Annotated in this window: 27 protein-coding genes; 18 read left to right on the top strand and 9 right to left on the bottom strand. The window is 68.3% G+C overall.

Features of this window, described 5'->3' with window-relative positions:
- Positions 1–11 precede the first annotated feature (11 nt).
- Entirely contained in the window at positions 12–686 is a 675-nt protein-coding gene (locus AC50YC_RS02205) for a LuxR C-terminal-related transcriptional regulator (protein WP_494952009.1), read from the bottom strand.
- Positions 683–2,095: an ATP-binding protein gene (locus AC50YC_RS02200; RefSeq protein ID WP_494952008.1), complete on the bottom strand. Its 1,413-nt coding sequence runs from the start codon at positions 2,093–2,095 to the stop codon at positions 683–685. Before AC50YC_RS02200 ends, AC50YC_RS02205 begins: the two co-directional genes overlap by 4 nt.
- Positions 2,096–2,219: 124 nt before the next feature.
- On the opposite strand from AC50YC_RS02200, the gene AC50YC_RS02195 reads away from it, so the two are divergent.
- The 5 genes from AC50YC_RS02195 (at position 2,220) to AC50YC_RS02175 (ending at position 6,371) form a co-directional block, all read left to right on the top strand.
- Positions 2,220–3,878, top strand: a complete 1,659-nt coding sequence (locus AC50YC_RS02195) for a PspC domain-containing protein (RefSeq protein ID WP_494952007.1) — start codon at positions 2,220–2,222, stop codon at positions 3,876–3,878.
- A gap of 1 nt (position 3,879) precedes the next feature.
- Positions 3,880–4,176 (top strand): hypothetical protein, encoded by a 297-nt coding sequence (locus AC50YC_RS02190; RefSeq protein WP_494952006.1) that lies wholly within the window; start codon positions 3,880–3,882, stop codon positions 4,174–4,176.
- 3 nt (positions 4,177–4,179) lie between these two features.
- A complete protein-coding gene (locus AC50YC_RS02185; RefSeq protein WP_494952005.1) occupies positions 4,180–4,434 on the top strand; it encodes a PspC domain-containing protein in 255 nt (84 codons plus the stop codon).
- A gap of 158 nt (positions 4,435–4,592) precedes the next feature.
- A complete protein-coding gene (locus AC50YC_RS02180; protein ID WP_494952004.1) occupies positions 4,593–5,618 on the top strand; it encodes a 6-phosphofructokinase in 1,026 nt (341 codons plus the stop codon).
- Between the two features lie 42 nt (positions 5,619–5,660).
- A complete protein-coding gene (locus AC50YC_RS02175) occupies positions 5,661–6,371 on the top strand; it encodes a GNAT family N-acetyltransferase (protein ID WP_494952003.1) in 711 nt (236 codons plus the stop codon).
- Positions 6,372–6,389: 18 nt separating this feature from the next.
- Here the strand turns inward: AC50YC_RS02175 and AC50YC_RS02170 are convergent, their stop codons facing one another.
- The 6 genes from AC50YC_RS02170 to AC50YC_RS02145 form a co-directional block, all read right to left on the bottom strand.
- Positions 6,390–7,916, bottom strand: a complete 1,527-nt coding sequence (locus AC50YC_RS02170; RefSeq protein ID WP_494952002.1) for a DHA2 family efflux MFS transporter permease subunit — start codon at positions 7,914–7,916, stop codon at positions 6,390–6,392.
- Between the two features lie 70 nt (positions 7,917–7,986).
- Positions 7,987–8,382 carry an ankyrin repeat domain-containing protein gene (locus AC50YC_RS02165; RefSeq protein WP_494952001.1) on the bottom strand — a complete coding sequence of 132 codons (396 nt, stop codon included), beginning with the start codon at positions 8,380–8,382 and terminating at the stop codon, positions 7,987–7,989.
- Positions 8,379–9,461: a CAF17-like 4Fe-4S cluster assembly/insertion protein YgfZ gene (gene ygfZ / locus AC50YC_RS02160; RefSeq protein ID WP_494952000.1), complete on the bottom strand. Its 1,083-nt coding sequence runs from the start codon at positions 9,459–9,461 to the stop codon at positions 8,379–8,381. The genes AC50YC_RS02165 and ygfZ overlap by 4 nt, the downstream gene beginning before the upstream one ends.
- 22 nt (positions 9,462–9,483) lie before the next feature.
- A complete protein-coding gene (locus AC50YC_RS02155; RefSeq protein ID WP_494951999.1) occupies positions 9,484–10,218 on the bottom strand; it encodes a flavodoxin family protein in 735 nt (244 codons plus the stop codon).
- 91 nt (positions 10,219–10,309) lie between these two features.
- Positions 10,310–10,924 (bottom strand): nitrobindin family protein, encoded by a 615-nt coding sequence (locus tag AC50YC_RS02150; RefSeq protein ID WP_494951998.1) that lies wholly within the window; start codon positions 10,922–10,924, stop codon positions 10,310–10,312.
- A gap of 175 nt (positions 10,925–11,099) precedes the next feature.
- Entirely contained in the window at positions 11,100–11,834 is a 735-nt protein-coding gene (locus tag AC50YC_RS02145) for a permease (protein WP_494951997.1), read from the bottom strand.
- A gap of 258 nt (positions 11,835–12,092) precedes the next feature.
- On the opposite strand from AC50YC_RS02145, the gene AC50YC_RS02140 reads away from it, so the two are divergent.
- From AC50YC_RS02140 to asd, 13 genes are all read left to right on the top strand, one after another.
- Complete coding sequence (locus tag AC50YC_RS02140; RefSeq protein ID WP_307465631.1) at positions 12,093–12,791, top strand: winged helix-turn-helix transcriptional regulator; 699 nt, start codon at positions 12,093–12,095, stop codon at positions 12,789–12,791.
- A 289-nt stretch (positions 12,792–13,080) separates the two neighbouring features.
- Positions 13,081–14,064: a mycothiol synthase gene (gene mshD / locus AC50YC_RS02135; RefSeq protein WP_494951996.1), complete on the top strand. Its 984-nt coding sequence runs from the start codon at positions 13,081–13,083 to the stop codon at positions 14,062–14,064.
- 114 nt (positions 14,065–14,178) lie between these two features.
- Positions 14,179–16,443 carry an RNA degradosome polyphosphate kinase gene (locus AC50YC_RS02130; RefSeq protein ID WP_494951995.1) on the top strand — a complete coding sequence of 755 codons (2,265 nt, stop codon included), beginning with the start codon at positions 14,179–14,181 and terminating at the stop codon, positions 16,441–16,443.
- An 11-nt stretch (positions 16,444–16,454) separates the two neighbouring features.
- On the top strand, positions 16,455–17,432 hold the full coding sequence (locus tag AC50YC_RS02125) for an NUDIX hydrolase (RefSeq protein WP_494951994.1): 978 nt from the start codon (positions 16,455–16,457) through the stop codon (positions 17,430–17,432).
- Positions 17,433–17,511: 79 nt separating this feature from the next.
- Positions 17,512–19,158 carry a hypothetical protein gene (locus tag AC50YC_RS02120; protein WP_494951993.1) on the top strand — a complete coding sequence of 549 codons (1,647 nt, stop codon included), beginning with the start codon at positions 17,512–17,514 and terminating at the stop codon, positions 19,156–19,158.
- Entirely contained in the window at positions 19,155–19,577 is a 423-nt protein-coding gene (locus AC50YC_RS02115; RefSeq protein ID WP_494951992.1) for a GntR family transcriptional regulator, read from the top strand. Before AC50YC_RS02120 ends, AC50YC_RS02115 begins: the two co-directional genes overlap by 4 nt.
- A 33-nt stretch (positions 19,578–19,610) precedes the next feature.
- Positions 19,611–20,414: a thymidylate synthase gene (locus AC50YC_RS02110; RefSeq protein ID WP_494951991.1), complete on the top strand. Its 804-nt coding sequence runs from the start codon at positions 19,611–19,613 to the stop codon at positions 20,412–20,414.
- Positions 20,411–20,998: a dihydrofolate reductase gene (locus AC50YC_RS02105; protein ID WP_494951990.1), complete on the top strand. Its 588-nt coding sequence runs from the start codon at positions 20,411–20,413 to the stop codon at positions 20,996–20,998. Before AC50YC_RS02110 ends, AC50YC_RS02105 begins: the two co-directional genes overlap by 4 nt.
- A 4-nt stretch (positions 20,999–21,002) precedes the next feature.
- A complete protein-coding gene (locus AC50YC_RS02100; RefSeq protein WP_354169278.1) occupies positions 21,003–21,221 on the top strand; it encodes an NF038396 family protein in 219 nt (72 codons plus the stop codon).
- A gap of 170 nt (positions 21,222–21,391) precedes the next feature.
- Positions 21,392–22,393: a WXG100 family type VII secretion target gene (locus AC50YC_RS02095; RefSeq protein ID WP_494951989.1), complete on the top strand. Its 1,002-nt coding sequence runs from the start codon at positions 21,392–21,394 to the stop codon at positions 22,391–22,393.
- A gap of 19 nt (positions 22,394–22,412) precedes the next feature.
- Positions 22,413–23,066, top strand: coding sequence for a hypothetical protein (locus AC50YC_RS02090; RefSeq protein ID WP_494951988.1), 654 nt, complete (start codon positions 22,413–22,415; stop codon positions 23,064–23,066).
- Between the two features lie 5 nt (positions 23,067–23,071).
- Complete coding sequence (locus AC50YC_RS02085) at positions 23,072–23,488, top strand: hypothetical protein (RefSeq protein ID WP_494951987.1); 417 nt, start codon at positions 23,072–23,074, stop codon at positions 23,486–23,488.
- A 52-nt stretch (positions 23,489–23,540) separates the two neighbouring features.
- Positions 23,541–24,683 (top strand): aspartate-semialdehyde dehydrogenase, encoded by a 1,143-nt coding sequence (gene asd, locus AC50YC_RS02080; protein WP_494951986.1) that lies wholly within the window; start codon positions 23,541–23,543, stop codon positions 24,681–24,683.
- An 18-nt stretch (positions 24,684–24,701) separates the two neighbouring features.
- Here the strand turns inward: asd and AC50YC_RS02075 are convergent, their stop codons facing one another.
- On the bottom strand, positions 24,702–25,808 hold the full coding sequence (locus AC50YC_RS02075; protein WP_494951985.1) for a winged helix DNA-binding domain-containing protein: 1,107 nt from the start codon (positions 25,806–25,808) through the stop codon (positions 24,702–24,704).
- Positions 25,809–25,814 lie beyond the last annotated feature (6 nt).

Below are 25,814 nucleotides of genomic sequence, written 5' to 3'. Positions count from 1 at the left end.
GCGCATCCTGGCTAGAGGAGCCGGCGTTCGGCAGCCCAGCGGGTGAGTTCGTGCCGGCTGGAGAGCTGGAGTTTGCGCAGCACCGCCGAGACGTGGGTCTCCACGGTCTTGATCGAGATGAACAGCTCCTTCGCGACTTCCTTGTAGCTGTAGCCGCGGGCGATGAGCCGCATCACCTCGAGCTCGCGGGCGGAGAGCCTGTCCAGCTCGTCGTCGGCAATGTCCGCCGGGGCGGTACCGAAGGCGTCCAGCACAAAACCCGCCAGCCGGGGCGAGAAGACCGCGTCCCCGCCTGCGACGCGGCGGACGGCGTCGGATATTTGTGTTCCGGAAATGGTCTTGGTGACGTAGCCGCGGGCCCCGGCCCGGATCACCGAGACGACGTCCTCGGCCGCGTCCGAGACGCTCAGGGCCAGGAACCGGGTGCTGCCCAGCAGGGGCGCGGAGCCGGCCAGCACTTCGCGTCCTCCGCCGCCGAGTCCGCCTGGCAGGTGGACGTCGAGGAGAACGACGTCGGGACGCACGGCAGCGATCACGGCGACGGCGTCCTCCACCGTTCCGGCCTCGCCGGCTACGACGATGTCCGGGTCCAGGTCCGCCTTCAGGCCGGACCGGAAGATGGCGTGGTCGTCCACGATCACCACCCGGATCCCCCGGGCAGGGGTCCTCGCTTCGGTGTTGTTCACAGTCTTGCCTCTCCGTTGCTGTTGCTGGTGGTGGCGCCGGCGGGCACTCCCGTGGGGAGGGGCAGCCTGAGCCGCACCTCGGTGCCGTCCTGGGTGCTGGTGATGGTGGCCGTGCCGCCGTGGCGGTTCATCCGGCCGACAATCGACTCGCGGATTCCCATCCGGTCAGCGGGGACGGCGTCCGGATCGAAACCGGGGCCGCGGTCCTTCACGAAGACCTCCGCCGCGCCGTCGGTGACTTCCAGGTACACCGAGACGGCGCCGCCGCCGTGCCGGGCCGCGTTCAGCATGGCCTCCCGGGCGGCCTGGACCAGTGCCTCGTGGCGTTCGGTCATGGCGCAGTCGCCCACCGTGACCACCTCCACCGCGTGGCCCAGGGAGTCCTCCACTTCCGCCGCCGCGGTGTTGATGCCCTCGGACAGCTGCCCGGCTTCCTTGGCCGGATCCCGGTACAGCCAGCCCCGCAGCTCGCGCTCCTGGGCACGGGCAAGCCGGACGACGTCGGTCTCGTTGCCGGCGCGGCGCTGGATCAGGGCCAGCGTCTGCAGCACGGAATCGTGCAGGTGGGCGGCGATCTCGGCCCGCTCGGTTGCGCGGACCCGGCCGGCCCGCTCCGTCTCCAGGTCCCGCCAGAACTTCAGCCCCCAGGGCAGGAGGACCAGGGCCACGCCGCCGAGCACCGCCACCGAGGACAGCAGGGCCAGCCAGGTCTGTTCCCAGGACCCGGAGCCGGACACCATGACCAGGACACCGGTCACCACAAGGGCCAACCCGGCCGCAAGCCGGGCCCAGCCGCCGGCCTGGTCGGCTTTGGTCTTGTCCACGAGGCCGGCCCGGCGGGTCTCGTCCAGTTGCATCCAGGCGATGGCGGCGCCGCCCAAAATGGCCGCCACCGGGATGAGGGTCCCGAGCGGAACATCAACACCGAGCAGGCGGGCGATCAGGATGCCGGCAGCCAGCAACAGACCCGCCCCGAGCAGGATCTCCTTGCCGTAGCGCATGCCGGTGACACGGCTCCGCCAGGAGTCGGCAGCAACCGCCCCGACCGGTGCGGCCGCCGCTCCCCCGGCTGCGTTGCCCGCAGCTGCGGCCGGTCCCGGCGACGAGGCGGCCGTGAGGGGGTCGGCGGGCCCGGCAAAGGGGGCCGCGAACGGTGCGCTGACGGCCGGGGCAATCGGCGACGCCGGCTGGCGCGCGTCGCGCTTGGCGCTTTCGTCCGCGGTGGGAACCATGATCCAGAGCCAGGCGTAGAAGGCGACGCCGGCGCCGCCGGCGAGCGCGGCCAACGCCATGCCGAGGCGGACCATACGCACCGGCCAGCCCAGGTGCTGGGCGAGGCCGACACAGACCCCGGCAATCACCCGATCGCTGCCGCGGACCAGCGGCGGGCGCGAAGCGGCGGTTGTCATGACTCAATCCAAGCATGGATCAGGGTGCCCCGGACCCGTTTGCAGCCCTAACCGGGGGTGACTCAGGGACAGTTCAGGGTGTTCCCCAGTAGAGCGGACCCGAAGCGGACGGGAGGATCGAAGTATGAATCCGCACACTGAGCACCCCGATGAAGGCCCCGACCCTGCGGGCCGCAAAGCCGGGCAGACGGCAGACACGTCCGCCACCCTTCCGCTGGACACTTCCGCGACCCTCCCCTTGGACTTTCCGGCCAGCGCCGGCGCCGACGCCTCCCGCGGTTCCGCCGCGGACCAGCCTCCCTCGGCAGACACCTCCGCCACTCGTCCGCCGGATACTTCCGCGACCCTCCCCCTGGACTTTTCGTCCGGCGGCGGGCCCGGCGCCGGGGCAGGTGGCACGCCGCCGCCTCCGCCGCCTCCACCGCCTCACTACTACGGCCCGACACCCCCGCCGGCCGGCAGCCAGCCGCAGAATTTCTTCGACTGGATCCGCAGCCAGGGCGTGTACCGTGGCCGCGAGCGCTGGGTCGGGGGCGTCGCCAGCGGCATCGCCCAGCGCCTGGGCGTCGACCCGCTGATTGTCCGCGGCATCCTGGTCGTCCTGACGGTCTTCGCCGGCGTCGGCGTCCTCCTCTACGGCATCGCCTGGGCCCTCCTGCCCGAACCCGACGGCCGCATCCATGTCCAGGAGGCCGCCGCCGGCCGCTGGTCATCCGGGATGACCGGTGCCCTGATCACCACCATCATCGGCTTCCCCAGCCTGGGCACCGGGGTCTGGGGCTGGGACCGCTACGGCTTCGGCGCCCTCATCTGGACCGTCGTCTGGGTAGCTGGCGCCATCTACCTCATCTACTACCTGACACAGCGCAACAACTCCCGGAACGGAGTCACCCCGATGTCCTCGAGCCCCCAGTCCGGCGGCCCGGCAAACCCCGGCTACCCGCCGAACACGACACCACCGACAACGCCGACAACTTCGTTTACACCGTCAACGCCGACGGCTTCCTTCGCCGCGACCGGCTACCGCGGCTACGGTGAGTCCACGGTTCCCGGCCCGGGCTGGGGTACGCCTCCGCCCGCCGGTCCCACTCCTCCCCCAGGGGGCGGCTACCAGCCGGTACCCGGCGGCGGCCCCATCCCGCCGGACAAGAACCGGAACTTCGGCCCCGGCGCCCCCGCCGTCGCGGTCACCGCGGGCATCGCCCTGCTGGTGGGCGGCGGCCTCAAGGCCCTCGACGTCGCGAACGTGATCGACCTCGGCACCTCCAGCAACGCTGTCGTCTGGGCCAGCGCCGCGGTGGTCCTGGGTTTCGGTATCCTCTTCGCCGGCCTCAGGGGCCGCACCTCGGGCATCCTCGGATTCTTCGCCGTGGTCGCCCTGATCACTGGCGGCATTTACAGCGTGCTTCCGAACGGCGACCGCTTCCGCCCGCAGAACGCCGACTGGTCACCGGTGAGCATCGAGCAGGCCCGGGCCGGTTTCGACATCACAGCCGGGACCGGGACCGTGGACCTGACGAGGCTCGCGGTCATCCCGCCGCTGAGGGCCGACCTGGTGGTCCCCATCGACGCAACGGCAAGCAACCTCACGGTGGTCATCCCGGACACCGTTCCGGTGCAGATCCGCGCCGACATGACCATGGGCAACCTCAATGAGGGCAGCCAGAACCACGGTGGCATGACCACCCAACAGAGCAACTACAACACCGACAAGCCGGGAGAGACGCTGATCGTGGAGATCGACGGTACTTTCAGCAACGTCACCATCAGGGAAGGGAACTGACATGAGCAGCTATGACGCACCGACCGGCAGCACGGAGGACAGCCGCCCCGCCGCTCCCCTGCGGTCCGGTCCCCCGGAGCCGCCGGAGGATTCCCCGGCCCGCGTCGGCACCATCGTCTGGGGGCTGATCGTGGTGGCTCTCGCCGTCCTCATCATCGTCGCCCAGCTCGGCATCGTGGCGCTCAACGGCACCTATGTGGTGATCGGCCTGATGATTGGCGCCGGCGCGGCACTCGTGATCGGCGGGCTTCTCTCGGCCCGCGGACGTGACAAAGACGCATCGACAAGGAAGTCTTGACCCATGGAAAAGTTCTATAGCACCGTCCGGGGCCTTGGCCTGAAACGTGGTCCGCAGCGCTGGTTGGGCGGTGTCTGCGGCGGAATCGCCGCCAAGCTGAACGTGGATGTTGCGTTCGTCAGGATCGCGGTCCTGCTCTTCGCCCTGCTGCCCGGACCAGCCTTCGTCCTATATGTCGCGGCCTGGCTGCTCCTGCCGGACCAGCGGAACGCCATCATCCTCGAGACGTTCCTAGCGAAGCGCCCGAACCGCCCCTGAGGCCCCCTCTGCAATGTCGTCAAGTGCCCCTGCCTCCCCGGCAGGGGCACTTCGCGTTGTCATCGTTTGTGTCCTGCCCCACATGCGCCACTAGACTTTAGGTGAGCTCAGCGTGGCGCTCTGCCTGTAACCCTTCGAGCCAGGATTTGAGCCGAAACATGAAAATTGGAATCCTCACCAGCGGCGGAGACTGCCCCGGACTGAACGCCGTCATCCGTGGCGCCGTCCTGAAGGGCATCGCCGTCCATGGCCACGAATTCGTGGGATTCCTTGACGGCTGGCGCGGCGTGGTCGAGGGCGACATCATCGATATCCCCCGCACCATGGTCCGCGGCATCGCCAAGCAGGGCGGGACCATCCTGGGCACCTCCCGCACCAACCCGTTTGAGAACAACGGCGGGCCCGAGGTCATCAAGGCCAACATGGACCGGCTGGGCATCGACGCCCTCATCGCCATCGGCGGCGAGGGCACCCTTGCCGCAGCCAAGCGGCTCACCGACGCCGGCCTGAAGATCGTCGGCGTCCCCAAGACCGTCGACAACGACCTCGACGCGACGGACTACACCTTCGGCTTCGACACCGCCGTCGAGATTGCCACCGAGGCGATCGACCGGCTGCGCACCACGGGAGAGTCCCACCACCGCTGCATGATCGCCGAGGTAATGGGCCGCCATGTGGGCTGGATCGCGCTGCACGCCGGCATGGCCTCCGGCGCCCACGCCATCCTGATCCCGGAGCAGAAGGCCTCGATGGAGCAGATCGCCGAATGGGTGATCTCGGCGCGCGACCGCGGCCGCGCACCGCTCGTCGTCGTCGCGGAGGGGTTCGTCCCGGATGACCAGGAAACACCGCACTCCGAACGCGGGCTGGACACCTTCGGCCGTCCGCGGCTGGGCGGGATCTCCGAACGGCTGGCCCCGGAACTGGAGGCCCTGACGGGCATCGAAACCCGGGCGACTGTGCTGGGCCACATCCAGCGCGGCGGGGTCCCCACCGCGTTCGACCGTGTGCTGGCGACCCGTCTGGGCATGGCGGCCATTGACTCCGTCGTGGAAGAACGCTGGGGCACCATGGTGTCCCTCAACGGCACCGACATCGTCCATGTAGGCTTCGACGCTGCGCTCGGCAACCTCAAGACCGTGCCGAAGTACCGCTACGACGAAGCCGCGGTCCTCTTCGGCTGAGCCCCCGGCCGGGGTCGGCACGCCCGTGGGTAGGCTGGAGGCATGACACTTGAGCCCGGTTCGGTCGACATCATCCAGCTCGCGTGGGCCCGCCGCCTGGGGCTCGACGACGGCGCCTTTGCCGCCGCCGCGGGAGTCCGGATCACGCGCGCCGACGACGCGGCCCGCGCCGTCCAGTTCGTCCGGCTGTTCGGCAACTCAGCCCTGGTGGGCCCGCAGTGGGCCCTGGACGCCGCCGTCGGGCTGGCCGACGAGGAACTCGCGCAGCATGTGACGCTCTTGACCATCACCCGGGACCACGGCGGCCACGGGCTCGGCGCCGCCGCGCTGTTCTTCGCAGACGACCTGCCCCTCCGGCAGCCCGCGGAGGAGCTGACCGTCTCGCACGGCCATCCGGAAGCGATCGAGCTGGAAGCCGCCTGCCCGCCGGATGACGTCAACGAAGTGGGCCTCGCGGGCCTGGAGCACCGCTTCACCATCCTGCATGCGGAGGACGGCCGCCGGACCCCCGTGGCGTGCGGTGCCTACACCGAATGGGAGGGCATCCTGGCGCAAATGGGGGTTCTGGTGGCACCGGAGTGGCGCCGCCGGGGACTGGGCTCCCTGGCAGCCTCCATCGCGGCCCATGAGGCACTCGCCTCCGGGCTGACGCTGCAGTGGCGCTCCGACGTCAGCAACAAAGGCTCACTTGCCATCGCCCGCAGCCTGGGCTTCACCGCCGGCGGCATCCAGACCAGCGTCCTGCTGGGCTGATCCGGAGGCCGGGTGGCCTCAGCCTGGCTGGGCCGCGGCGGGTTCGCCTGCGGCGGCCTTCGCCGGGGAGCCGGGGGCCGTGCCCCAGCCCTGCATTGGCTGGGGCTTGGCGAAGAACAGCGCCACCGCCGCGCCGAGCAGGATCACCGCGGCGGGCAGCAGCATGGACTGGCCCATCGCCGTCGAGAAGCCCTCCTGCAGGGCAGCGGGCAGGGCACCGCCAAACGACATCGGGCTGGCCTCCCCGGCCCCTCCCGGAGCTGCCGGGAGTTCCGCCGCGAGCCTCGCCTGGATCAGCACCGCGATGGCGGCGCTGCCCAGGACGGCACCAATCTGGCGGGTGGTGTTGTAGACGCCGGCGCCGGCGCCGGCCTGCAGGGGCGGCAGGTTCCGGGTGGCGGTAGTGCTCAGCGGAGCCCAGATGCCGGCGTTCGCGAAGCCGAGCACCGCGCTGGGCAGCAGGAACAGCCAGATCGGCGTGTCCGGGTGCATCAGGAAGGCGTTCCAGAACAGCGCCACGGACATCAGGACCAGGCCGGCCGCGGTGATGTATTTCGGGTTGACGCGGTCAATGAACCTGCCCACCACAGGGGCCAGCCCACCCGAGATCACCGCCATGGGCACCATCATCAACGCGGATTGGGTCGGGGTCAGGCCCCGGACCATCTGGTAGTAGAAGATCAGCGGCAGCGTGAACGCGGTCACGGTGAAACCCACGGTGGTGATGCCGATGTTGGCCAGGGAGAAGTTGCGGTCCTTGAAGAGGGACAGCGGCAGCAGCGGCTCGCCCTTGTTCACTTTTTGCCACACAACAAACACCACCAGCACGGCGATTCCGGAGATGATCAGCCCCCACACCGTGATGGGTCCGGCGATGGTGCCCCAGTTGTAGGTCTCGCCTTCCTGGATGCCGAACACCAGCAGGAACAGCCCGACGGCGCTGAGCAGCACGCCGGGGATGTCGAACTTGTGCGGGTGGGTGCTCAGGGCCGGCACATAGCGCAGCGCGAGGAAGAAGCCGGCGATGCCCACCGGGACGTTGATGAAGAAGATCCATTCCCAGCCAAGTCCGTCCACCAGGACGCCGCCGAGGATCGGTCCCACGAGGGTGGCGACGCCGGCCGTGGCGCCCCAGATGCCCATCGCCGCGCCGCGCCGGTCCGGCGGGAAGATCCGGGTGATGACCGCCATGGTCTGGGGGGTCATCATCGCCGCCCCGAAGCCCTGGAGCACCCGGGCCATGATGAGCGTCTGGACGTCGCCGGAGAGCCCGCACCAGAGCGAGGCCAGGGTGAAGACCACAAGACCGGACAGATAGAGCTTTTTGGGGCCAAACCGGTCACCCAGCCGGCCGGTGATCAGCAGCGGGACGGCGTAGGCGAGGAGGTAGGCGCTGGTCACCCAGATCACCGAGTTGATATCGGCGTTGAGGCCTTCCATGATGCGGGGATTGGCCACCGAAACGATGGTGGTGTCGATCAGGATCATGAAGAAGCCGATCACCAGCGACCAGAGTGCCGGCCACGGCCTGGCGACGTTTTCCATGGGTTCCTTAGGGGCTGAAGGGGATGCCGGGGGGCGTGCGGCGCGTCCGGACCCGGCGTTCCGGGTGCAGTCAGCCCAGCAGTGCCAGGATGTCGTTGCGTTCGAACATTTGCGCGGCCGCGCGGGCGGAGGGTGTACCGGCGTCGGGGTCCGCCCCGGCGTCCACCAGCACCTGCGCCACCTCCGTGTAGCCCTTGAACACGGCTCCGGCGAGCGGCGTCTGGCCACGGTCGTTGGCGCTGTTGGCGTCTCCGCCGTGCTGGAGGATGAGCCGGACGGTGTCGGCGTGGCCATGGTAGGCCGACAGCATCAGGAGGGTGTCCCCCGCCTCATTGGTCAGGGTCGCCGGGACGCCGGCAGCGAGGTAGCCGGCGAGCAGCCCGGAGTCCCCCTGGCGGGCGGCGTCAAAGAGCTTGTGGGCCAGGGCCAGCGTCTCGTCGTCGGGTCCGGTGCTGTTGTTGGTCATCGCGTTCCCCGCAGGAAGCCGGTCTGGCGGCCCACGACCTGGCCGGCGTCGGGAGCCACAATGACTTCCTGCGCCGCGGTGTAGGGCTCGTCGCCGTCGAGGACAGTCAGGACGTCCTCCGGCGCGACCGATCGCTTGACCACGGCCAGCGCCACCGGCCCCATCTCGTAGTGCTGCGCCACGGAGGTCACGGTGCCGACTCTGCGGTCGCCGGAGCGGACCTCGCTGCCGACGGCGGGCATGGTGTGCTGTGAGCCGTCGAGCTGCAGGAACACCAGCCGGCGCGGCGGGTGGCCCAGGTTGTGGACCCGCGCCACGGTTTCCTGGCCCTTGTAGCAGCCCTTGTTCAGGTGCACGGCGGTGCGGAGCAGATCGAGTTCGTGCGGGATGGTCTTGTCGTCGGTTTCGGCACCCCAGCGCGGGCGCCAGGCTGCGATGCGCAGCGCCTCGGCGGCCCAGATCCCGGCGAGCGGACGGTCGCCGACCGTGGCTTCCAGCCCGGCGGCCGGGACAAGGTATTCGAACCACGGCCGGTCCAGCCCGGGGTGGGAGTCCTCCGCAACCACCGCGTAGGAGTAGCCGCCGGCGCCGACATGCGGCCAGGGGTCTTCCCAGACCAGCAGGCCGGACCACTCCGGGACCGGGCGGGTGGCTCCCAGCACAGCCCAATCCGCTGAGGCGTCGGCGATCTCAACGCGGAGCATGAACTTCATCCTGTTGAGCCACTCGGCCAGCGGAGCGGCCTCGGCTGCCTCGACGAGCAGCCACGTGGTTGCGCCGTCGTCGACCACCCGCGCGTCGAATTCAATCCGGCCCTGCACGCTCAGCAGCAACAGTTCGCTGGACTGCCCGGGCGCCAGGTTGGTGAGCTGCTGGGAGGACAGCGTGTTGAGCCAGCTCAGCCGGTCCGGCCCGGTGACGGTGACGACTCCGCGGTGGGACAGATCCACGACGGCGGTGCCGGCGGCCAGCGCCCGCTGTTCGCGCAGCGGTTCGCCGTAGTGGGAGGCGACGCCGGCGTCAGCGCCGCCGGCTTCGACGGCGCCAGGGCGCGTCAGCAGGGGGCTCTTGATAGTCATATGAAGTAGAAGTCCTTAGGGGCTAGCGGTATTCCGGATTCTCGAAGTCAAACCTTGTCCCGGCTTTCCAGGCCTCGGGCAGGTTTCCGTAGGCGGGGATGCCGCCGGCGTCCTTCAGCATCCGGGCCAGGTGCAGCAGGTTCCACGTCATGAATGTGGTGTTGCGGTTGGTGAAGTCGCTTTCCGGACCGCCGGAGCCTTCGTCGAGGTAGCTCGGGCCCGGCCCGACGGCGCCAATCCAGCCGGCGTCGGCCTGCGGCGGGATGGTGAAGCCGACGTGCTGGAGGCTGTAGAGGACGTTCATGGCGCAATGCTTGATGCCGTCCTCGTTGCCGGTGATGAGGCAGCCGCCCACCTTGGGATAAAACGCCCACTGGCCCTTGTCGTTGAGCTCACCGGAGTGCGCGTAGAGGCGTTCGATCAGCTTCTTGGTCTGCGAGGAGTTGTCGCCCAGCCAGATCGGTCCGGCCACGACGACGATGTCTGCTTCCTGGACGGCCGGATACAGCTCCGGCCATTCATCGGTCAGCCAGCCATGCTCGCGCATGTCCGGGTAGACGCCGCTGGCGATATCGTGGTCCACCGTCCGGATGACCCGTGTGCTGACGCCGTGTTTTTCCATGATCCGGCGGCTGACCTCGATCAGGCCCTCCGTGTTGGACGTCTCCGGGGACTTCTTGAGGGTGCCGTTGAAGTACACGGCTTTGAGGTCGCTGAAATCGGCAGACCTCCCGGACTTAGCAGCTGTCGTATTCACTGTGGCGCTCCCTGCGGTCGCTACGGACAAAGGAAAATCAGTGAGACCCTTACAACGCGCCCGGGTCCGGCGGCGGGCCGCGTGACGTCCGTCAGGTGACCTTATGAAGGATGGCGGACGCGTGGGCTTCCAGGCCGCTGCCCCCCGCGGGGGTCTTGCCCGTGGCCACGTCCCAGCGCCAGAGCAGGTTGCCGTCCACAAGTCCGAAGATCCGGGTGGCGGCCGTGTACTCCTTGGAGTGGCTGCCGCGCATCACCATGTCGGTGCTGAGCTGGATCTGCGGGCCCTTGATCTGGCCGTAGTACAGCTCCGAGATCCCGCCGGGATGGGAGATCGAGACGGAGATGTCGAAGCCGCCGTCCTTGTTGCGCAGGGCCTCGACTTCGTCGGCGCTTTTGAGCACGGGAACGATGTCCGCCGGGATCAGCCCCGGGCCGCCGTCTTCCTCGCGCTGCTTGCGCTCCAGGGCCCAAAAACCTGTTTCGACCGTCAACGGACGCAACCTGGTTCCCTCGTCGTCGGTCAGCCAGCTCTCGGCACGGTACTGCAGGTACGGCAGGCCGTTGTGTGTAAAGGAGACGCGTTGCACGAAGTGCTCGGAATCCTCTTCCCCGGCCCCCAGCCGGCCTCGGCCCTCCCACTCACCAATGAGCCAGGACAGCGGAACGATTTCTGGGGTCAGATCTGTAGGTATTTCAATCGGCACAGCAGCTACCTCTGGAAACGAAGACGGCTAGTAATTTCTGGCTGTTACTTCTGGCCTTTGAAGAGGCGGTACACCACGAAACCGGCAAACCAGGCCATGGCCAGGCTGGCAACGCCGAGGAGGACAAGGAAGAAGATTTCAAATGCAAGTACGGACATGATGCCATCCTAGCGCTTTAGAAGATGAGTAGTTTGTCTATGAAGTAAGCCAGCGAACCGACGGCGGACACCGGGCCCAGTCCGATTCCAAGGGCTGCCGCAAAGCTTAGCGATTCACCGCGGAGGATGACCAACCGGCGGAAACTCACCAGCACGGCACCCACCACCACCCCGACGATCGCGGCCGGGAGCACGGCGATGTCCGAGAAGACGAGGCCCGCGAGCGGTCCGGCCAGGCCGGCAGCGACGACGCCCAGCGGCGCCACGACCCGGTCCGGCCAGCGGATCAGACCCGCCAGCAGGGCGACCCCAGCGCTGATCGCGGCGACCAGAACCATCTCGCGGACGCCATTGAAGCGGGAGCACGCGATCCAGCCGGCGCCCAGGCAGGACAACATAACGCCGGCGGACGAACCGAGCGTGGACTCAAGGCGCTGCGCCTGGCCGGTGCCGCGGATCAGCTGCATCACGAAGATTGCCATCACGCCGGCAGCCATGAACGACGGCGTCCAGTCCAGGAAACCCGGGGCGGGAAGGTAGGTGGCGGCAACGGCGGCGCCGATGCCCGGCAGGCCGATCAGGACGGCGAGGGTTTTTTTGGCCGGGATGCCCAGGAAATGCGGCCAGCCGATTCCGACGCCGGCGGCGATGAGCACCGCCACCGCCAGGAGTGCCTCCGGTGAGGTGTAGGACGCGCCAACAATCGCGGCGAGTCCGGCCAGGCCGATGGCGCCGATGGACCAATCCCTCACTGCATACCCGACATGTGTATATCCGTCATTCGTCTTCCGGCCATCGTCGTTCTTTCGCTCACTGCGGACCCCAATTCGACCTGGTCTTTCGTCATGGGGGCGGCAGGCCCCGACGGATCAATCCTGCCCTATGTGACCGTTTTGTGTCGCAAAAGAACCTGACGCAGGTGACGGAAGCATGTCCGGCAAGGGGCCTTTGGGTATACTCAGACACAGCTACAGACGCCCAACGATGCGCGGACACCCCTTGGAGGAAACATGTCGCACATCCTGTTACTGACGAACAGCACCGGCTCATCGGTGGACGTCCTGCCTGCGCTGGAACTACTGAACCACCGGGTCCATATTCTCCCCGCCGAGCCGACGGCGCTGCTGGAGACCGACCCCTGCGACATCGTCCTGCTGGACGCCCGCAAAGACCTCGTCGGCGCCCGCTCCCTGACGCAGTTGCTCAAGGCCACCGGCCTGAGCGCCCCTCTCATGCTGATCCTGACCGAGGGCGGCATGGCCGCCGTGTCCTCGGCGTGGGCGGTCGATGACATCCTGCTGGAGTCCGCCGGACCTGCCGAGGTCGAGGCCCGCATCCGCCTGGGCGTCGCCCGGGCCGTGCCGGACCAGGACGACGCCCCGACGGAGATCCGGGCCGCCGGCGTCGTCATCGATGAGGCCAGCTACACCGCCCGGGTCAACGGCGCACCGCTGAACCTGACCTTCAAGGAATTTGAACTGCTCAAGTACCTGGCGCAGCACCCCGGCCGGGTCTTCACCCGCCAGCAGCTGCTGACCGAAGTCTGGGGCTACGACTACTACGGCGGCACCCGGACGGTGGACGTCCACGTCCGGCGTCTGCGGGCCAAACTCGGCGCTGACCACGAGAACCTGATCAGCACGGTCCGCAACGTGGGTTACCGCCTGACCCTGGTCCGGCATCCGGAGGAAGAGCTCACCGAGGCCTGACGTGCAGCAGGCCCGGGCACCTGCCCGGACCTCACGAGTGCAGCCCGATAGCACTGCAGGGAACAAGCAAAAGGCCCCGGACACCAGTCCGGGGCCTTGCTGTTTCAGTGGAGGACATACGGGTCGAACGTATCGAGGCCACCCCAGTGGTGGATCCCCCTTGTGTCCAAGCCGGCGGCACCGAGAAACAAGTTCTGGACCGAACAGCCGGACGAGTTAACGACTATACGTAAGAGTCCCGGAACAACAAAATCGGCCCCGCCCCGGCGGCACCGTATAGCCTTGCACCATGAGTCCTGCGCACCCTGAGAACTGGCCCGTCCTCTCCGCCACAGGAGCTGCGGATCCGCAGCTCCTGAAGGACGTCAAAGCCCTCGCGGACGCCGCGGAGGAATCCGACGGCAATCCGCCGCTGTCCGAGCAGACACTCGTGACCCTGCGTGCCGCGGACGCAGACGGGGCCGCCGGCACACCCACCGCACTGACCCTCGCCCTTTACTGCCCCGACGAGAAATCCGACCCGGCGACGGCGCAGGATCTGGCCGGGGTCGCCGTCGTGATCGAGGAACCGGACGGCACCGGGGTGCTGGAAATTGCCGTCCACCCCAGCTACCGCAACCAGGGCGTGGCGAAAAGGCTGGTCGGCGAACTCCAGGCGACCCGCGGCTTCGCGGGCCTGAAGGCCTGGTCCCATGGCAACCACGAAGCCGCGGCCGACCTCGCCGCGCGCTACGGCTACGGCCCGGTCCGCGAGCTGTGGAAGATGCGGCTCGCCAGCTCGACGGCGGAGCTGCCCGACGTCCCGCTGCCCGACGGAGTGAGCCTGCGCGCCTTCGTCCCGGGCCAGGATGAGGACGCCTGGCTCGCCGCGAACCGGGCCGCCTTCGCGCACCATGCCGAGCAGGGCAACATGACCCGGGGCGACCTGCTCGCCAGGATGGGCGAGCCGTGGTTCGATCCCGCCGGTTTCCTGCTGGCCGTCGATGCCTCGGACCGGATCCTCGGGTTCCACTGGACCAAGGTGCATCCCCGGCACGGTGACCACCCGGCGATCGGCGAGGTGTACGTCGTGGGCGTCACCCCGGAGGCGCAGGGCACCGGTCTGGGGAAAGCGCTGACCGTGGCCGGCATCCGTCACCTGCAGCACCAGGGCCTCCACGCCGTCATGCTCTACGTCGATGCGGACAACATTCCGGCCGTTTCGCTGTACCGGCGGCTGGGCTTCACCCGCTGGGACGTCGACGTTATGTACGCCCCGCTGGAAGGGCGTTAATCCAGTCGGCGGACATCTTCTCCACGCCCGGGGAAATCTGGGCTCCGCGAAAGCTGACAGCCGGATGATTGCTTGTAAGGTTGAAGCTAAATCGAGCCAGCATTAGGAGAGACCATGCAACGGGATTCTGCCCGGACAGCCACGTCTGAGGCCGCCACGTCGGACAAAAAAGTCCGACCCGCGCGTGCCCAATTCGGCTCCTCCGAAGTGCCCGCCTCACGTGCCACCCAGGACCGGATCGACATCCCGGAATTCGCGCCCAACTTGGAACCGGAGGGCGACTTCAGCCCGGACCGCTTCCTGGACCGCGAACTGAGCTGGCTCTCGTTCAACGCCCGGGTGCTGGAACTCGCCGAAGACCCAAACCTGCACCTGCTGGAACGCGTCAGCTTCCTGTCCATCTTCGCGTCCAACCTGGACGAATTCTTTATGGTCCGTGTCGCCGGGCTGAAGCGCCGCATCGCCACCGGCCTGGCCGTCCCCTCCCCCGCCGGGCTCAGCCCGATGCAGGTCCTTGAGCAGATCGGCGAGGAGGCCCACCGGCTGCAGCAGCGCCACGCCCGCGTCTACGCCGAGCAGATCCGCCCGGCGCTGGCCTATGAGCACATCCATCTCATGCACTGGGAGGAACTCGACTCCCAGGCCAAGGACCAGCTCAGCGCGATGTTCGCCGAGAAGGTCTTCCCGATCCTGACCCCGCTGGCCGTGGACCCGGCCCACCCCTTCCCGTATATCTCGGGGCTCTCTCTGAACCTCGCCGTCGTCGTCCGCAACCCGATCAGCGACAAGGAACTCTTCGCCCGCCTCAAGGTCCCGGACCAGCTCCCCCGGCTGATCTCGGTCGACGGCCCGCGCGCCGGCTCCGTGCCGGGGCGGGTGGCACGCTTCATCGCCCTCGAGGAAGTCATCGCCGTCCACCTGGACCAGCTCTTCGCCGGGATGGAAGTGCTGGAGCACCACACCTTCCGCGTCACCCGCAATGAGGACCTCGAGGTCGAAGAGGACGACGCCGAGAACCTGCTGCAGGCCCTCGAAAAGGAACTGCTGCGCCGCCGTTTCGGCCCGCCGGTCCGGCTCGAAGTCACGAACGACATCAACCCGAACATCCGGGCGCTGCTGATCCGCGAGCTTGGCGTGGAGGAGTCCGAGGTCTACTCGGTCCCGGCCCCGCTGGATCTCCGCGGGCTCTCGGTCATCGCCGGAATCGACCGTGCCGACCTGCATTACCCCAAGCATGTCCCGCACACCTCCCGGCACCTCAACGAGTCGGAGACGTCCAAGGCGGCGAACGTCTTTGCGGCCATGCGGCGGCGGGACATCCTGCTGCACCACCCCTATGACTCGTTCTCCACCTCGGTGCAGGCGTTCCTGGAACAGGCGGCCTCGGACCCGAAGGTCCAGGCCATCAAACAGACGCTGTACCGCACCTCGGGCGACTCCCCGATCGTCGACGCCCTCATCGACGCCGCCGAGGCCGGCAAGCAGGTCCTGGCCCTGGTCGAAATCAAGGCCCGCTTCGACGAGCAGGCCAACATCTCGTGGGCCCGGAAGCTGGAGCAGGCCGGCGTGCACGTGGTCTACGGCATCGTGGGCCTCAAGACACACTGCAAACTCTCCCTGGTGGTGCGCCAGGAGGTGGATGGCCTCCGCCGCTATTGCCACATCGGCACCGGCAACTACCATCCGCGCACGGCCCGCTACTACGAGGACCTGGGCCTCCTGACGGCCAACGAGCAGGTGGGCGAGGACCTCTCCAAGCTCTTCAACCAGCTCTCCGGCTACGCCCCGAAGTCGACCTTCAAGCGGCTGCTCGTGGCTCCCCGGTCGGTCCGTTCAGGACTCATCGACCGGATCGAAACCGAAATCCGGAACGCCCGGGCAGGCCTCACCGCCCGGGTCCAGATCAAGGTCAACTCGATGGTGGACGAAGCCATCATCGATTCCCTGTACCGGGCTTCCCAGGCCGGCGTTCCCGTGGACATCATCGTCCGCGGCATCTGCTCCCTGCGCCCCGGGGTGCCCGGCCTCAGCGAGAACATCACGGTCCGCTCCGTGCTGGGCCGGTTCCTGGAGCACTCCCGCGTCTTCGCTTTCGCCAATGCCGGGGACCCGGTGGTCTACATCGGTTCGGCGGATATGATGCACCGCAACCTGGACCGGCGGGTGGAAGCCCTCGTCCAGCTCACCAGCGGGGACGACACGACGTATGTCATGGACCTGCTGCGCCGCTACATGGATCCCGGCACCGCCAGCTGGCACCTGAACAACGAGGCGGAATGGACCCGCCACCACCTCACCGAAGACGGTCAGGATCTCGAAGACATCCAGTCCTGGCTGCTCAATTCCCGCTCGCGCCAGCGCTCGTCCGGGCTGCGGTAGGGGCTCTGGCATTGAGTAGCGATTCACTGGTCGCCGACCAGACAGACCATCCCGGCGATGCAATTGCGGTGGTCGCGGCGGGCGCCCTGCCATGGCGCGTCGCCCCGGGCGACAAGGACCAAGTCGAGGTCGCGCTGATCCACCGCCCGCGGTATGACGACTGGTCCTGGCCCAAGGGCAAGATCGACCCCGGCGAGACGGTGCCCGAGTGCGCCGCCCGCGAGGTCGAAGAGGAAATCGGCCTGAAGGCGACCCTGGGCATTCCGCTGCCCGCCATCCACTACCACGTCCCCGCCGGGCTGAAGGTGGTCCATTACTGGGCCGTCGACGTCGACGGAGCCGCCCTCCTGCCGGACGGCAAGGAAGTGGACAGCGTCATGTGGTGCTCGCCGGAGAAGGCGGCCCGGCTGCTGAGCAACCCCAGCGATGTGGCCCCCTTGGAGCACCTGGCGGCCGCCCACGCCCGCGGCGAACTGAAGACCTGGCCGCTCGTGATCGTGCGCCACGCCAAGGCCAAGCCGCGCTCCTCGTGGTCCAAGGCCGAAGGGGAACGGCCCCTGGCTGTCACCGGGTTGCGGCAGGCGCAGGCGGTGGGGCGGCTGCTGCAGGTCTGGAAACCCAAGCGCGTTGTCTCCAGCCCGTGGCTGAGGTGTGTGGCCACCATCGCCCCCTACGCCAAGGCCTCCGATGCGAAGGTCAAGCTGAACGAAGCCCTCACCGAGCACCGGCACGGCCGCCATCCACACAAGACCGCCGCCGCCGTCGAGGCCCTGTTCGACAAGCAGCGGGCCGTGGCTCTGTGCACCCACCGCCCCGCCCTCCCCACCGTCTTCGCCCAACTGGGAAAGCACATGGGGTCCCGGTTGCGGGCCCTGTTGCCGGACTCGGACCCGTTCCTTGCTCCCGGCGAGATTGTGGTGTGCCACGTGGCGCACCACAGCAAAGACAAGGTGGTTGCGGTCGAGCGGTTCAGGCCTTTCGACGACTGAGGTCCTTGACCCTCCCCCTTGCCGGCCATAGTTTGTATCAAGCACCTGATACATTGCCGCAGAATCTTTGGGGGATTTCATGCCGCTTCAGTCCGAGCTGCCGCCGCTGCTGTTGCTTGGCCCGCTCCTCTCCGCCGTCGTCGTCTACGTTGTGCTGCGCTGGGTAATCTGGGCGCCGCGCACCGGGACCTCTCCGGCGTCGGTGTCGGAGCACGCGCTGTGGGTGGGCGTCATCGGCTGGCTGGCAAGCTCCCTCCAAGGGGCAATGAACCTGGGCATCATTCCGGCCAATCCGTCCTCCGGCGGCGGGCTGACCAGCGCCGGGATGATCATGCCGGCACTGCTGTGGCCGGTTCTGGGCTGCCTGACAGTGCACGCCATCGGCCAGGTCAGTTACCCGGGTCCCCGGCGGATGCAGCGGCAGGCCGTGCTGTCAGTCCGGCACATCCGGGACTTCCTGCCCCGCCGGCTGGGCCTGACCACGGCCGCCATCTTTGTGAGCGCCGCCGCGGCGATCGCCCGGACGGCCACCCTCCCCGGGTTCGCGGCCGTGGCACCCACCCAGGTCAGCGACGGCCAATCCAGCTATTACAACGGCGGCGGTGACGGCCGGATCCCCGGGCCCGAAGTGGCTGGCTGGCTCGGCGGCGCCCTGCTGGTGCTGGCCGGCGGGACGGGGCTGGTGCTGTGGCTGATCGCCAGCCGCCGCCAGCAGGAGTCCCTCGACGCGGCCGATAACGCGGTGCTGCGGACCATCGCGATGAACCGGCTGCTGCGCACGGTGTCCACGGTGGCGGCCGGGCTGGCAGCCATCGCGGGGAACTTCGCGGCCCGGCCCGATCCGGCCCAGGGGATGACATCGTGGGCGAACCCGGAAGGCCTCGCGTGCGCCGCGGTCCTGTTCGTTATGTGGTGGTGGCGGCCTCCGCGGCTCGCGGCCGCTGGACTGGGCGTCCGGAACCGCCCGGAACCAGGGATCTCTTCCGACGGGCAGCACCCGGCGGCCCGGCTCGTTTCCTCCCTCGGGGCGCTGCTGGGGCTGGCGGCCGCCGTGCCGCTGCTGGCCGGGCTCTTTCTCACCCAGGCCCTCATGGCCACCGCCAGCTACGGTTTTGCCGGCGTCGTGGCGTTGATGGCCGTCTCCGTGCTGCTTGTTATTGCCGCCGGCGAGCTCCTGCTGCAGCACAACTACGGACGCCCGGATGCGCCGCGCCCCTGGCCGCGGCAGCCGGTGAGCCCCGCCCTGCTGACCACGGCTGTCCTGGGGCTGCTGGTCTTCCTCGTCGCCCTGGTTGTCACGGCGCTGGGGCAGGCCCGTCTCGCCGAGGGCCCGGGCTGGGTTCCGGCCGGGCTGCTCACGGCCGGAGTGGGGGCCGTCGCCGTGCCGGCGCTCGTCCTGGCCAGGCGCCGCCAGGGTGTTGCCGGCGCCCCGGCCGGCCTGGACGTGGCCCTGCGTGCCATCACCGTCCACCGGGTGGTGCGGACCCTGGCGGCGACCCTCACCGCCCAGGCCGCTGCCCTGCTGCTGACCGGAAGCAACGCCTGGGGGGCGGTGCTGGGCCGGGCGGCGTTCGGGGAGACCGACCACGCGGCGACAACCTGGTGGCCGGCGATCGCGGCCGGCGCAGTGCTGGGCGTCGCGGCCACGGTCATCGCCGTCATCCCGGTGCGCGGTCCGGCGCGGCCTGCCCCGGCTCCCCTGCCGAGGTCGGAAGTCTCCGCGTGACGGCCGGGATCTCCGTGGACCTGGGCTCGGCCACACCGCCGTACGAACAGATCCGGGCGCAGGTCGCGTCGCTGGTCGCCCTCGGAGCGCTGGCGCCGGGCACCCGGCTGCCGACGGTCCGGAGCCTCGCGGCGGACCTGGGGATCGCGGCCGGGACCGTCGCCCGGGCCTACCGGGAGCTCGAGCAAGCGGGACTGATCGACACCAGGCGGCGCAACGGCACCGTCGTCGCAGGCTCGCCTGCCCCCGCGACGCAGGAACCGTCCCGGGCCCTGGCCAACACTCCCGCGCCGGGGGCCGTCGCCGCCCAGGTGACCGCCGCCGTCGAGCATTACATTGCCGAGGGCCGGCGCGCCGGCTTCGACGACGCCGCGCTGCTCGCGATCCTGCGGGCGAAGCTCAGCCAGCAAGACGGATAAGGTGCGGCAGCGAGTTCTCAGTAGACTGGGACGGTGAGCATTCCTACGCCCTATGAAGACCTGCTGCGCGATGTGCTGGAGCACGGCACGCACAAATCGGACCGTACCGGGACGGGCACCCTGAGTGTGTTCGGCCGCCAGATGCGGTTCGATCTGAGCAAGAGTTTCCCCCTGGTCACCACCAAACGCGTGCATTTCAAGTCCGTCGCCGTGGAGCTGCTCTGGTTCCTCCGCGGGGACACGAACGTGAAGTGGATGCAGGACCAGGGTGTCACCATCTGGAACGAATGGGCCGACGCCGACGGCGAACTTGGCCCTGTCTACGGCGTCCAGTGGCGCTCCTGGCCCACCCCGGACGGGGGCCACATCGACCAGATCGCCGAGCTCATCGAGAACCTCAAGAGCAACCCGGATTCCCGCCGGCACATCGTCTCCGCCTGGAACGTCGCCGAGCTCAAGGACATGGCCCTCCCGCCGTGCCACGCGTTCTTCCAGTTCTACGTGGCCGACGGCAAGCTCTCCTGCCAGCTCTACCAGCGCTCCGCGGACACGTTCCTGGGCGTTCCGTTCAACATCGCCTCCTACGCCCTGCTGACCTGCATGATCGCCCAGCAGACCGGCCTGGAACCCGGCGAATTCGTCTGGACCGGCGGCGACGTCCACATCTATGACAATCACATGGACCAGGTCCTCAAGCAGCTCGCCCGCGAGCCCTACGAGTACCCGCAGCTGAAGATCACCCGCAAGCCTGCCTCCATCTTCGACTACACCCTCGATGACTTCGAGGTGGTCGGATACCAGCACCACCCGACGATTAAGGCCCCGATAGCCGTATGAGCAACGACGAAATCCAGGGCACGCAGCCCGCCGGCTTCACCGACGCACTGGCGGCCCTTACCGGGCTCGGCGTCGTCTGGGCCCAGACCAGCACCGGTGTCATCGGCAAGGACGGCGGCATGCCGTGGCGCCTGCCCGAGGACATGCGGCACTTCACCCGGCTCACCACAGGCCACCCGGTGATCATGGGCCGCAAGACCTGGGAATCCTTCCCCGACCAGTACCGCCCCCTGCCCGGGCGGACGAACATCGTGATCACCCGGCAGGAAGAGTGGGGCGGGACGCCCGCGGCGGAAGGCGCCATCGCGGTCAAATCCCTGGACGATGCGCTCTTGGAGTCCCAGTTCGCGCCGGGCAACGAGATGGTCTGGATCATCGGTGGCGGGAACATCTATGCGCAGTCCATGGACCTCGCCGACGTCGCTGTGATCACCACCATCGACGCCACGACAGAGGGCGACACCTTCGCCCCGGACCTGGGCTACGACTGGACCATGGGCGCAAGCCTGCCGGCCGATGGCTGGGAAACCGCCGGGAACGGCACCCGCTACCGCATCAATGTGTGGCGCCGGACGGAGCACTGAGCCAATGTTGAAGAAACCCGAAACCCTCTTTGTCCTTGGCTACATGCTGCTTCCGCTGCTGGCGCTGCTGTCCGCGATCGTGGGACTGACCATGATCCTGGGCGGCAACAAGATCGTCGGAGCAATCGTGCTTGTGGTGGTCACCCAGGCCTTCGCCTTCGGAGCGTTCTACGCCCTCCGGAAGCGCAAGCACGCGCTGCTCACGGAGCACAGCGGCGAGTAGCCGCCTGCTGGGCTCCGGCTCCGGCTCCGGCTCCGGCCGATGGGGAGATCACCCCATCGCCGGGTGCCGCTGTTCCGGCTACATTGGGGCCGGTTAGATACTCACGCCGGAATACACCAGGTCCCGGTCGCAGCCGGTTAGGCTGATGCAGGTAAAAGGGGGATGCCGCTATGGCAGGAAACTTGTGGGGCGCCGACGTCGCCCAACTGCGCACACTTGCGCAAAAGTTCGGCAAGACGTCCGAGACGCTGCTGCAGCAGTCCACGACGCTGACGTCGGCCATCAACGGCAACACGGCCTGGAAGGGAGCCGACGGCGCCCGCTTCACCTCCGAGTGGAACGGCAGCCACCGCGCCCTGATACAGAAGACCGCGCTGGCGCTCAAAGCAGAGTCCAAACGGCTGATGACCCACGCCGAGCAGCAGGAGAAGGCCAGCAACAACGGATCCGGTTCAGGCGCTCCCGGGGCTCCAGGTACGCCGGGCACGCCGGGAAGCGCCCCGGGAGGTGCGGGCGGCAGCGGCACCCGCAACGACCCCTGGGGCCCGGACTGGCTGACCGGTCCGGACTCGCCGTTCCGTGGCGGCTGGGACATCTACAACCTGGTCAAGGCGCTGCCCAATCTCCGTTCCGGGCTGTTCGACATCGGTGCGATGCTGCACAAATCCAGAATTGGCGACTTCCTGGACGCCAGTGCCTGGCGCACCTTTCAGAACTCCAACGAATTCAGCAAATTCTTCAACGTCTCGAACCAGTTGTTTGAGGGGCGCTGGCACGAAGCCCTCAACCTCACGGAAGGCACCAAGGCATTCCAGGCCTTCGACGGCCTCGGCAAGGGCCTGGGCGTGCTCGGCGTGGGGCTGGACAGCCTGGACGCCGTCAACGCGGCCAAAGACGGCGAGTACAGCTCAGCAGCCTATTCCGGGACGAAGGCCTTGATCGGTGCCGGCTCCTTCCTGCCGCCGCCCGCGGGGACCATCTGCATGGTGGCCAGCGCCGGACTGGCCATTTACGACAACGTTCCGATCGTCCACGACTCGGTGAACTACGTGGGCGGCCAAATCGCCGACGGCGCCGGCGCCGTGGCCGATTCCGTGAGTGACGGCGCCAGCGCCGTTGCCGATTCCGTGAGTGACGGCGCCGAAGCCGTCGGCGATTTCTTTGGCTTTTAACAACGAGGAGATTCACATCGTGACTGACACAAGCACCGCCCCCGCGCCCGTGCAGGCGGGCCACCCGGACGCCATCGGCTTTGGCTTCGCCGAACTGATCGCGCTGCTGAACCTGCAGCACGGGCCCGCGGCAACCGCCAGCGCCGAAGCCCTCCGCATCGCCAACGAACTCGAGGATCCGATGATCCTTTCGGCCGGTGCCTCCTCGCTGGTGGCCCGCGGAGCGGCCACGGTGGAGCCTGACGGAACCCTGTCGGTCAGCGGCCCGGTGGCGGCGGTGACCCGTGCCCTGACATCGGCCGAGCGCCGCATGCAGATCACCTTGTTGACGCCCGAGTCGGCAGACAGCGTGCTCACCGTCGAATCGCCGGACTTCCGGATCCTGCTGCAGCCCCGCGCCTTCCTGAGCTGGTTCGCCATGGCGCAGGACCCGGACATTTCCGCCGCTGAGGCCAATTTCTTCATCATGCGCAAGCATCTGGAAGACCACCCCGACGGCGGCGCCACCCTCAAACGCCTCGAAGATCCGGACGGCGGGCAGCTGCTGCTCAAACGCGCCGGCGGCTCGTGGAGCGTCGGCTACAGCGGCCGGGGCACCGGAGCGATCGAGGAGATCGCCGGGTTTACTGACGATCAGGTACTCGAACGCATCCGCTCAATCCGGAAAGACTGACCACGATGGACAATGACGCGGCCCGCCGCTACGAGGACGAGCAGACCAGGGCCAGGCACGAACAGGCCGTGGCTGCCGGCGAAAAGCGCCTGCTGACCCGGACGATGGACGGCGGCAGGCTGCACAGCTACGCCGCGGATGAGATCGGCTTTGCCCGGGCCGGCTCGGGACCCATCGTTACCACCGCACCGGGAATGCTGGCCCTCGGCGTCTTTTTCGCCGGGGTAACGGCATTCTCAATCTTCCTTATTGCCGCTCCCGCTGCTAACGGCCAGGACCCGCTGTGGGGGGCACTCGTACTGACCATCGGCGGGATCGCCGGCCTGGTCTACGCCGCGCGGCTGGCGCTCTCCGAATTCCGGGCCCGAAAGATCCGCCGGGAGCGGGGCATCCCGGATCCCAGTCCGCGCCAGTTGAACTAAGCGGTGACGTAACCGACTGCGCCGCGGAGCCGGCAAAGTCTAAACTGGGCCAATGACTACAGCAGCTACTCCGTCCGTTGGACTTGTAGGTTGGCGTGGCATGGTCGGCTCCGTCCTGATGCAGCGCATGCAGGACGAGGGCGACTTCGCCAACATCAACCCGGTATTTTTCTCCACCTCGAACGCGGGAGGTGCCGCCCCCTCCATCGCCGGCTCTGCCGGGGGCGATGCCGGCAAGCTTGAGGATGCGTTCGACGTCGAGACGCTCGCCAAGCTGCCGATTATCGTAACCGCCCAGGGCGGGGACTACACCAAACGGGTCCACGGCGAGCTGCGCAGCCGCGGCTGGGACGGTCTCTGGATCGATGCCGCGTCGACCCTCCGGATGAACGACGATTCGATCATCGTGCTGGACCCGATCAACCGGGACGTCATCGACGCCGGGCTCTCCGGCGGCGTCAAGGACTACATTGGCGGCAACTGCACCGTCTCCTGCATGCTGATGGGCCTGGGCGGGCTGTTCAAGAACGGCCTCGTCGAATGGGGTACCTCCATGACGTACCAGGCTGCCTCCGGCGGCGGTGCCCGGCACATGCGCGAACTGCTGAGCCAGTTCGGCACGCTCAACGCCCAGGTCAGCAGGGAACTGGACGACCCGGCGTCGGCCATCCTGGAGATTGACCGCAAGGTCCTGGCCCACCAGCGCACCGACATCGACGCCACCCAGTTCGGCGTGCCGCTGGCCGGGTCGCTGATCCCCTGGATCGACGCGGACCTCGGCAACGGCCAGTCCAAGGAAGAGTGGAAGGCCGGGGTCGAAACCAACAAGATCCTCGGCACCTCCGGCGAGGGGCACATCATCATGGACGGGCTGTGCGTCCGGATCGGCGCCATGCGCTCGCACTCCCAGGCACTCACGCTCAAGCTCCGCGAAGACCTCTCCGTCGCCGAGATCGAGAAGCTCCTGGACACCGACAATGAGTGGGCCAAGGTGGTGCCCAACACCAAGGACGATTCCATGGCGAACCTCACGCCCGTGGCAGCCTCCGGCACCCTCGACATTCCGGTGGGTCGCATCCGCAAGCTGGAGATGGGCCCGCAGTACATCAGCGCCTTCACCGTGGGCGACCAGCTCCTGTGGGGTGCGGCCGAACCGCTGCGCCGTATGCTCAACATCGCAACCGGCAAGCTCTAGGGGCTTACCCACCCCCGGTCAGGTGCCGAGGAATCTCCGGTACTTCGCGGACTGCAGCTCAAAGGATCTTTGGGCGGCAGGCCGCAGCCCGTTAACCTCGTCGAAGGGTTGGGGCACGACCACCGGGGCCTTTCCGCTGCGGGACACGTCCCAGGTGCCGACGATCTGGCCGCCGGAAACAATCGTTTTCCGGAAGACTCCATTGCCGCCCGGCACGATCTTGTCCGCATGCTCCGGCGGCAAAACGAGCGACCGGTCCGTGTAGCCGAGCAGGAACTCGTCAAAGCCGGGCAGTGCCAGCACCAGACGCCCCGCGGGGACGCCTTCGTCCAGCAGCGCGGCCGTCTCCGGGGAGAGCCAGTAGCTGGTCCCCTCGAACGTCAGCTCCGCCAACTGGTCCTTAACCCGGGCCAGGGCCGCGCGGACCTCGGTCAGGGGAATCCCGGACCACCAGGAAAAGTCACGCTCCGTGGCGGGGCCGTGGCTGCGCAGGTACCGCAGCAGCCACTCGGCGGTGCCTTCCGCACGGTCCAGGGTCCGCGACTCCGTGATCCAGTCCCCGAAGGCCACGACCAGCTGCTGGTTGCCGGCCAGCGGGCCCTGCACCAGCCAGCCCCGCTGGCACAGGCTCCCCAGCAGGTGAATGCCGCGCTGGCCGGCCGTGGACTGCCCCGCCCGTTCGAAGGCCTGGAACAGCTCCGCCCGGCTTGCGGCTGCACCGCCGGAGACCAGCTGCAGCGCGGTTCCCGCTGCGGCGTCGACGTCCGCGGGAGTGATGTCGAGTTCCCGGTGGCGCCCCGCCATTCCCCGGATCAGCCGATCGGAGGTGATGGCCAGCATCCATTTGAGGTCTTCGGGCGCCAGCAGGTGCAGGGTGCCGCGCATCGGCCAGGAGCGGACTATTTCGCCCCGGTCAAGGGCGCTGCGGACGTCGCCGATGCGGGACCCCGGGACCCGCTGGCCCACGGCCCACAGGGCAGACTGCAGATCCTGCGCCTGCATGGCCGTCATCCAGTGCACAGCCTCCGGGACGCTGCGGAATCCGGACCCGGCCAGCCCCTGCGAGGCCAGCCGCAGCCGTCCCAGGATCCCCCGGCTCAGCCAGGCACGCGCCGTTGCTGCCATGCACCC

This window comes from Pseudarthrobacter sp. MDT1-56, assembly GCF_059383555.1.
This window is presented reverse-complemented; position numbering and strand designations above follow the sequence as displayed.

Excerpts from the sequence above, each read along its gene's own strand:
- AC50YC_RS02175 (WP_494952003.1), top strand. The coding sequence starts at position 5,661 with ATGACACTTGAGCCCGGTTCGGTCGACATCATCCAGCTCGCGTGGGCC.
- AC50YC_RS02130 (WP_494951995.1), top strand. The coding sequence starts at position 14,179 with ATGCAACGGGATTCTGCCCGGACAGCCACGTCTGAGGCCGCCACGTCG.
- AC50YC_RS02105 (WP_494951990.1), top strand. The coding sequence starts at position 20,411 with ATGAGCAACGACGAAATCCAGGGCACGCAGCCCGCCGGCTTCACCGAC.
- AC50YC_RS02095 (WP_494951989.1), top strand. The coding sequence starts at position 21,392 with ATGGCAGGAAACTTGTGGGGCGCCGACGTCGCCCAACTGCGCACACTT.
- AC50YC_RS02075 (WP_494951985.1), bottom strand. The coding sequence starts at position 25,808 with ATGGCAGCAACGGCGCGTGCCTGGCTGAGCCGGGGGATCCTGGGACGG.
- AC50YC_RS02120 (WP_494951993.1), top strand. The coding sequence starts at position 17,512 with ATGCCGCTTCAGTCCGAGCTGCCGCCGCTGCTGTTGCTTGGCCCGCTC.
- AC50YC_RS02170 (WP_494952002.1), bottom strand. The coding sequence starts at position 7,916 with ATGGAAAACGTCGCCAGGCCGTGGCCGGCACTCTGGTCGCTGGTGATC.
- asd (WP_494951986.1), top strand. The coding sequence starts at position 23,541 with ATGACTACAGCAGCTACTCCGTCCGTTGGACTTGTAGGTTGGCGTGGC.
- mshD (WP_494951996.1), top strand. The coding sequence starts at position 13,081 with ATGAGTCCTGCGCACCCTGAGAACTGGCCCGTCCTCTCCGCCACAGGA.
- AC50YC_RS02165 (WP_494952001.1), bottom strand. The coding sequence starts at position 8,382 with ATGACCAACAACAGCACCGGACCCGACGACGAGACGCTGGCCCTGGCC.
- AC50YC_RS02100 (WP_354169278.1), top strand. The coding sequence starts at position 21,003 with ATGTTGAAGAAACCCGAAACCCTCTTTGTCCTTGGCTACATGCTGCTT.
- AC50YC_RS02185 (WP_494952005.1), top strand. The coding sequence starts at position 4,180 with ATGGAAAAGTTCTATAGCACCGTCCGGGGCCTTGGCCTGAAACGTGGT.
- AC50YC_RS02140 (WP_307465631.1), top strand. The coding sequence starts at position 12,093 with ATGTCGCACATCCTGTTACTGACGAACAGCACCGGCTCATCGGTGGAC.
- AC50YC_RS02085 (WP_494951987.1), top strand. The coding sequence starts at position 23,072 with ATGGACAATGACGCGGCCCGCCGCTACGAGGACGAGCAGACCAGGGCC.
- AC50YC_RS02190 (WP_494952006.1), top strand. The coding sequence starts at position 3,880 with ATGAGCAGCTATGACGCACCGACCGGCAGCACGGAGGACAGCCGCCCC.
- AC50YC_RS02195 (WP_494952007.1), top strand. The coding sequence starts at position 2,220 with ATGAATCCGCACACTGAGCACCCCGATGAAGGCCCCGACCCTGCGGGC.
- AC50YC_RS02180 (WP_494952004.1), top strand. The coding sequence starts at position 4,593 with ATGAAAATTGGAATCCTCACCAGCGGCGGAGACTGCCCCGGACTGAAC.
- ygfZ (WP_494952000.1), bottom strand. The coding sequence starts at position 9,461 with ATGACTATCAAGAGCCCCCTGCTGACGCGCCCTGGCGCCGTCGAAGCC.
- AC50YC_RS02200 (WP_494952008.1), bottom strand. The coding sequence starts at position 2,095 with ATGACAACCGCCGCTTCGCGCCCGCCGCTGGTCCGCGGCAGCGATCGG.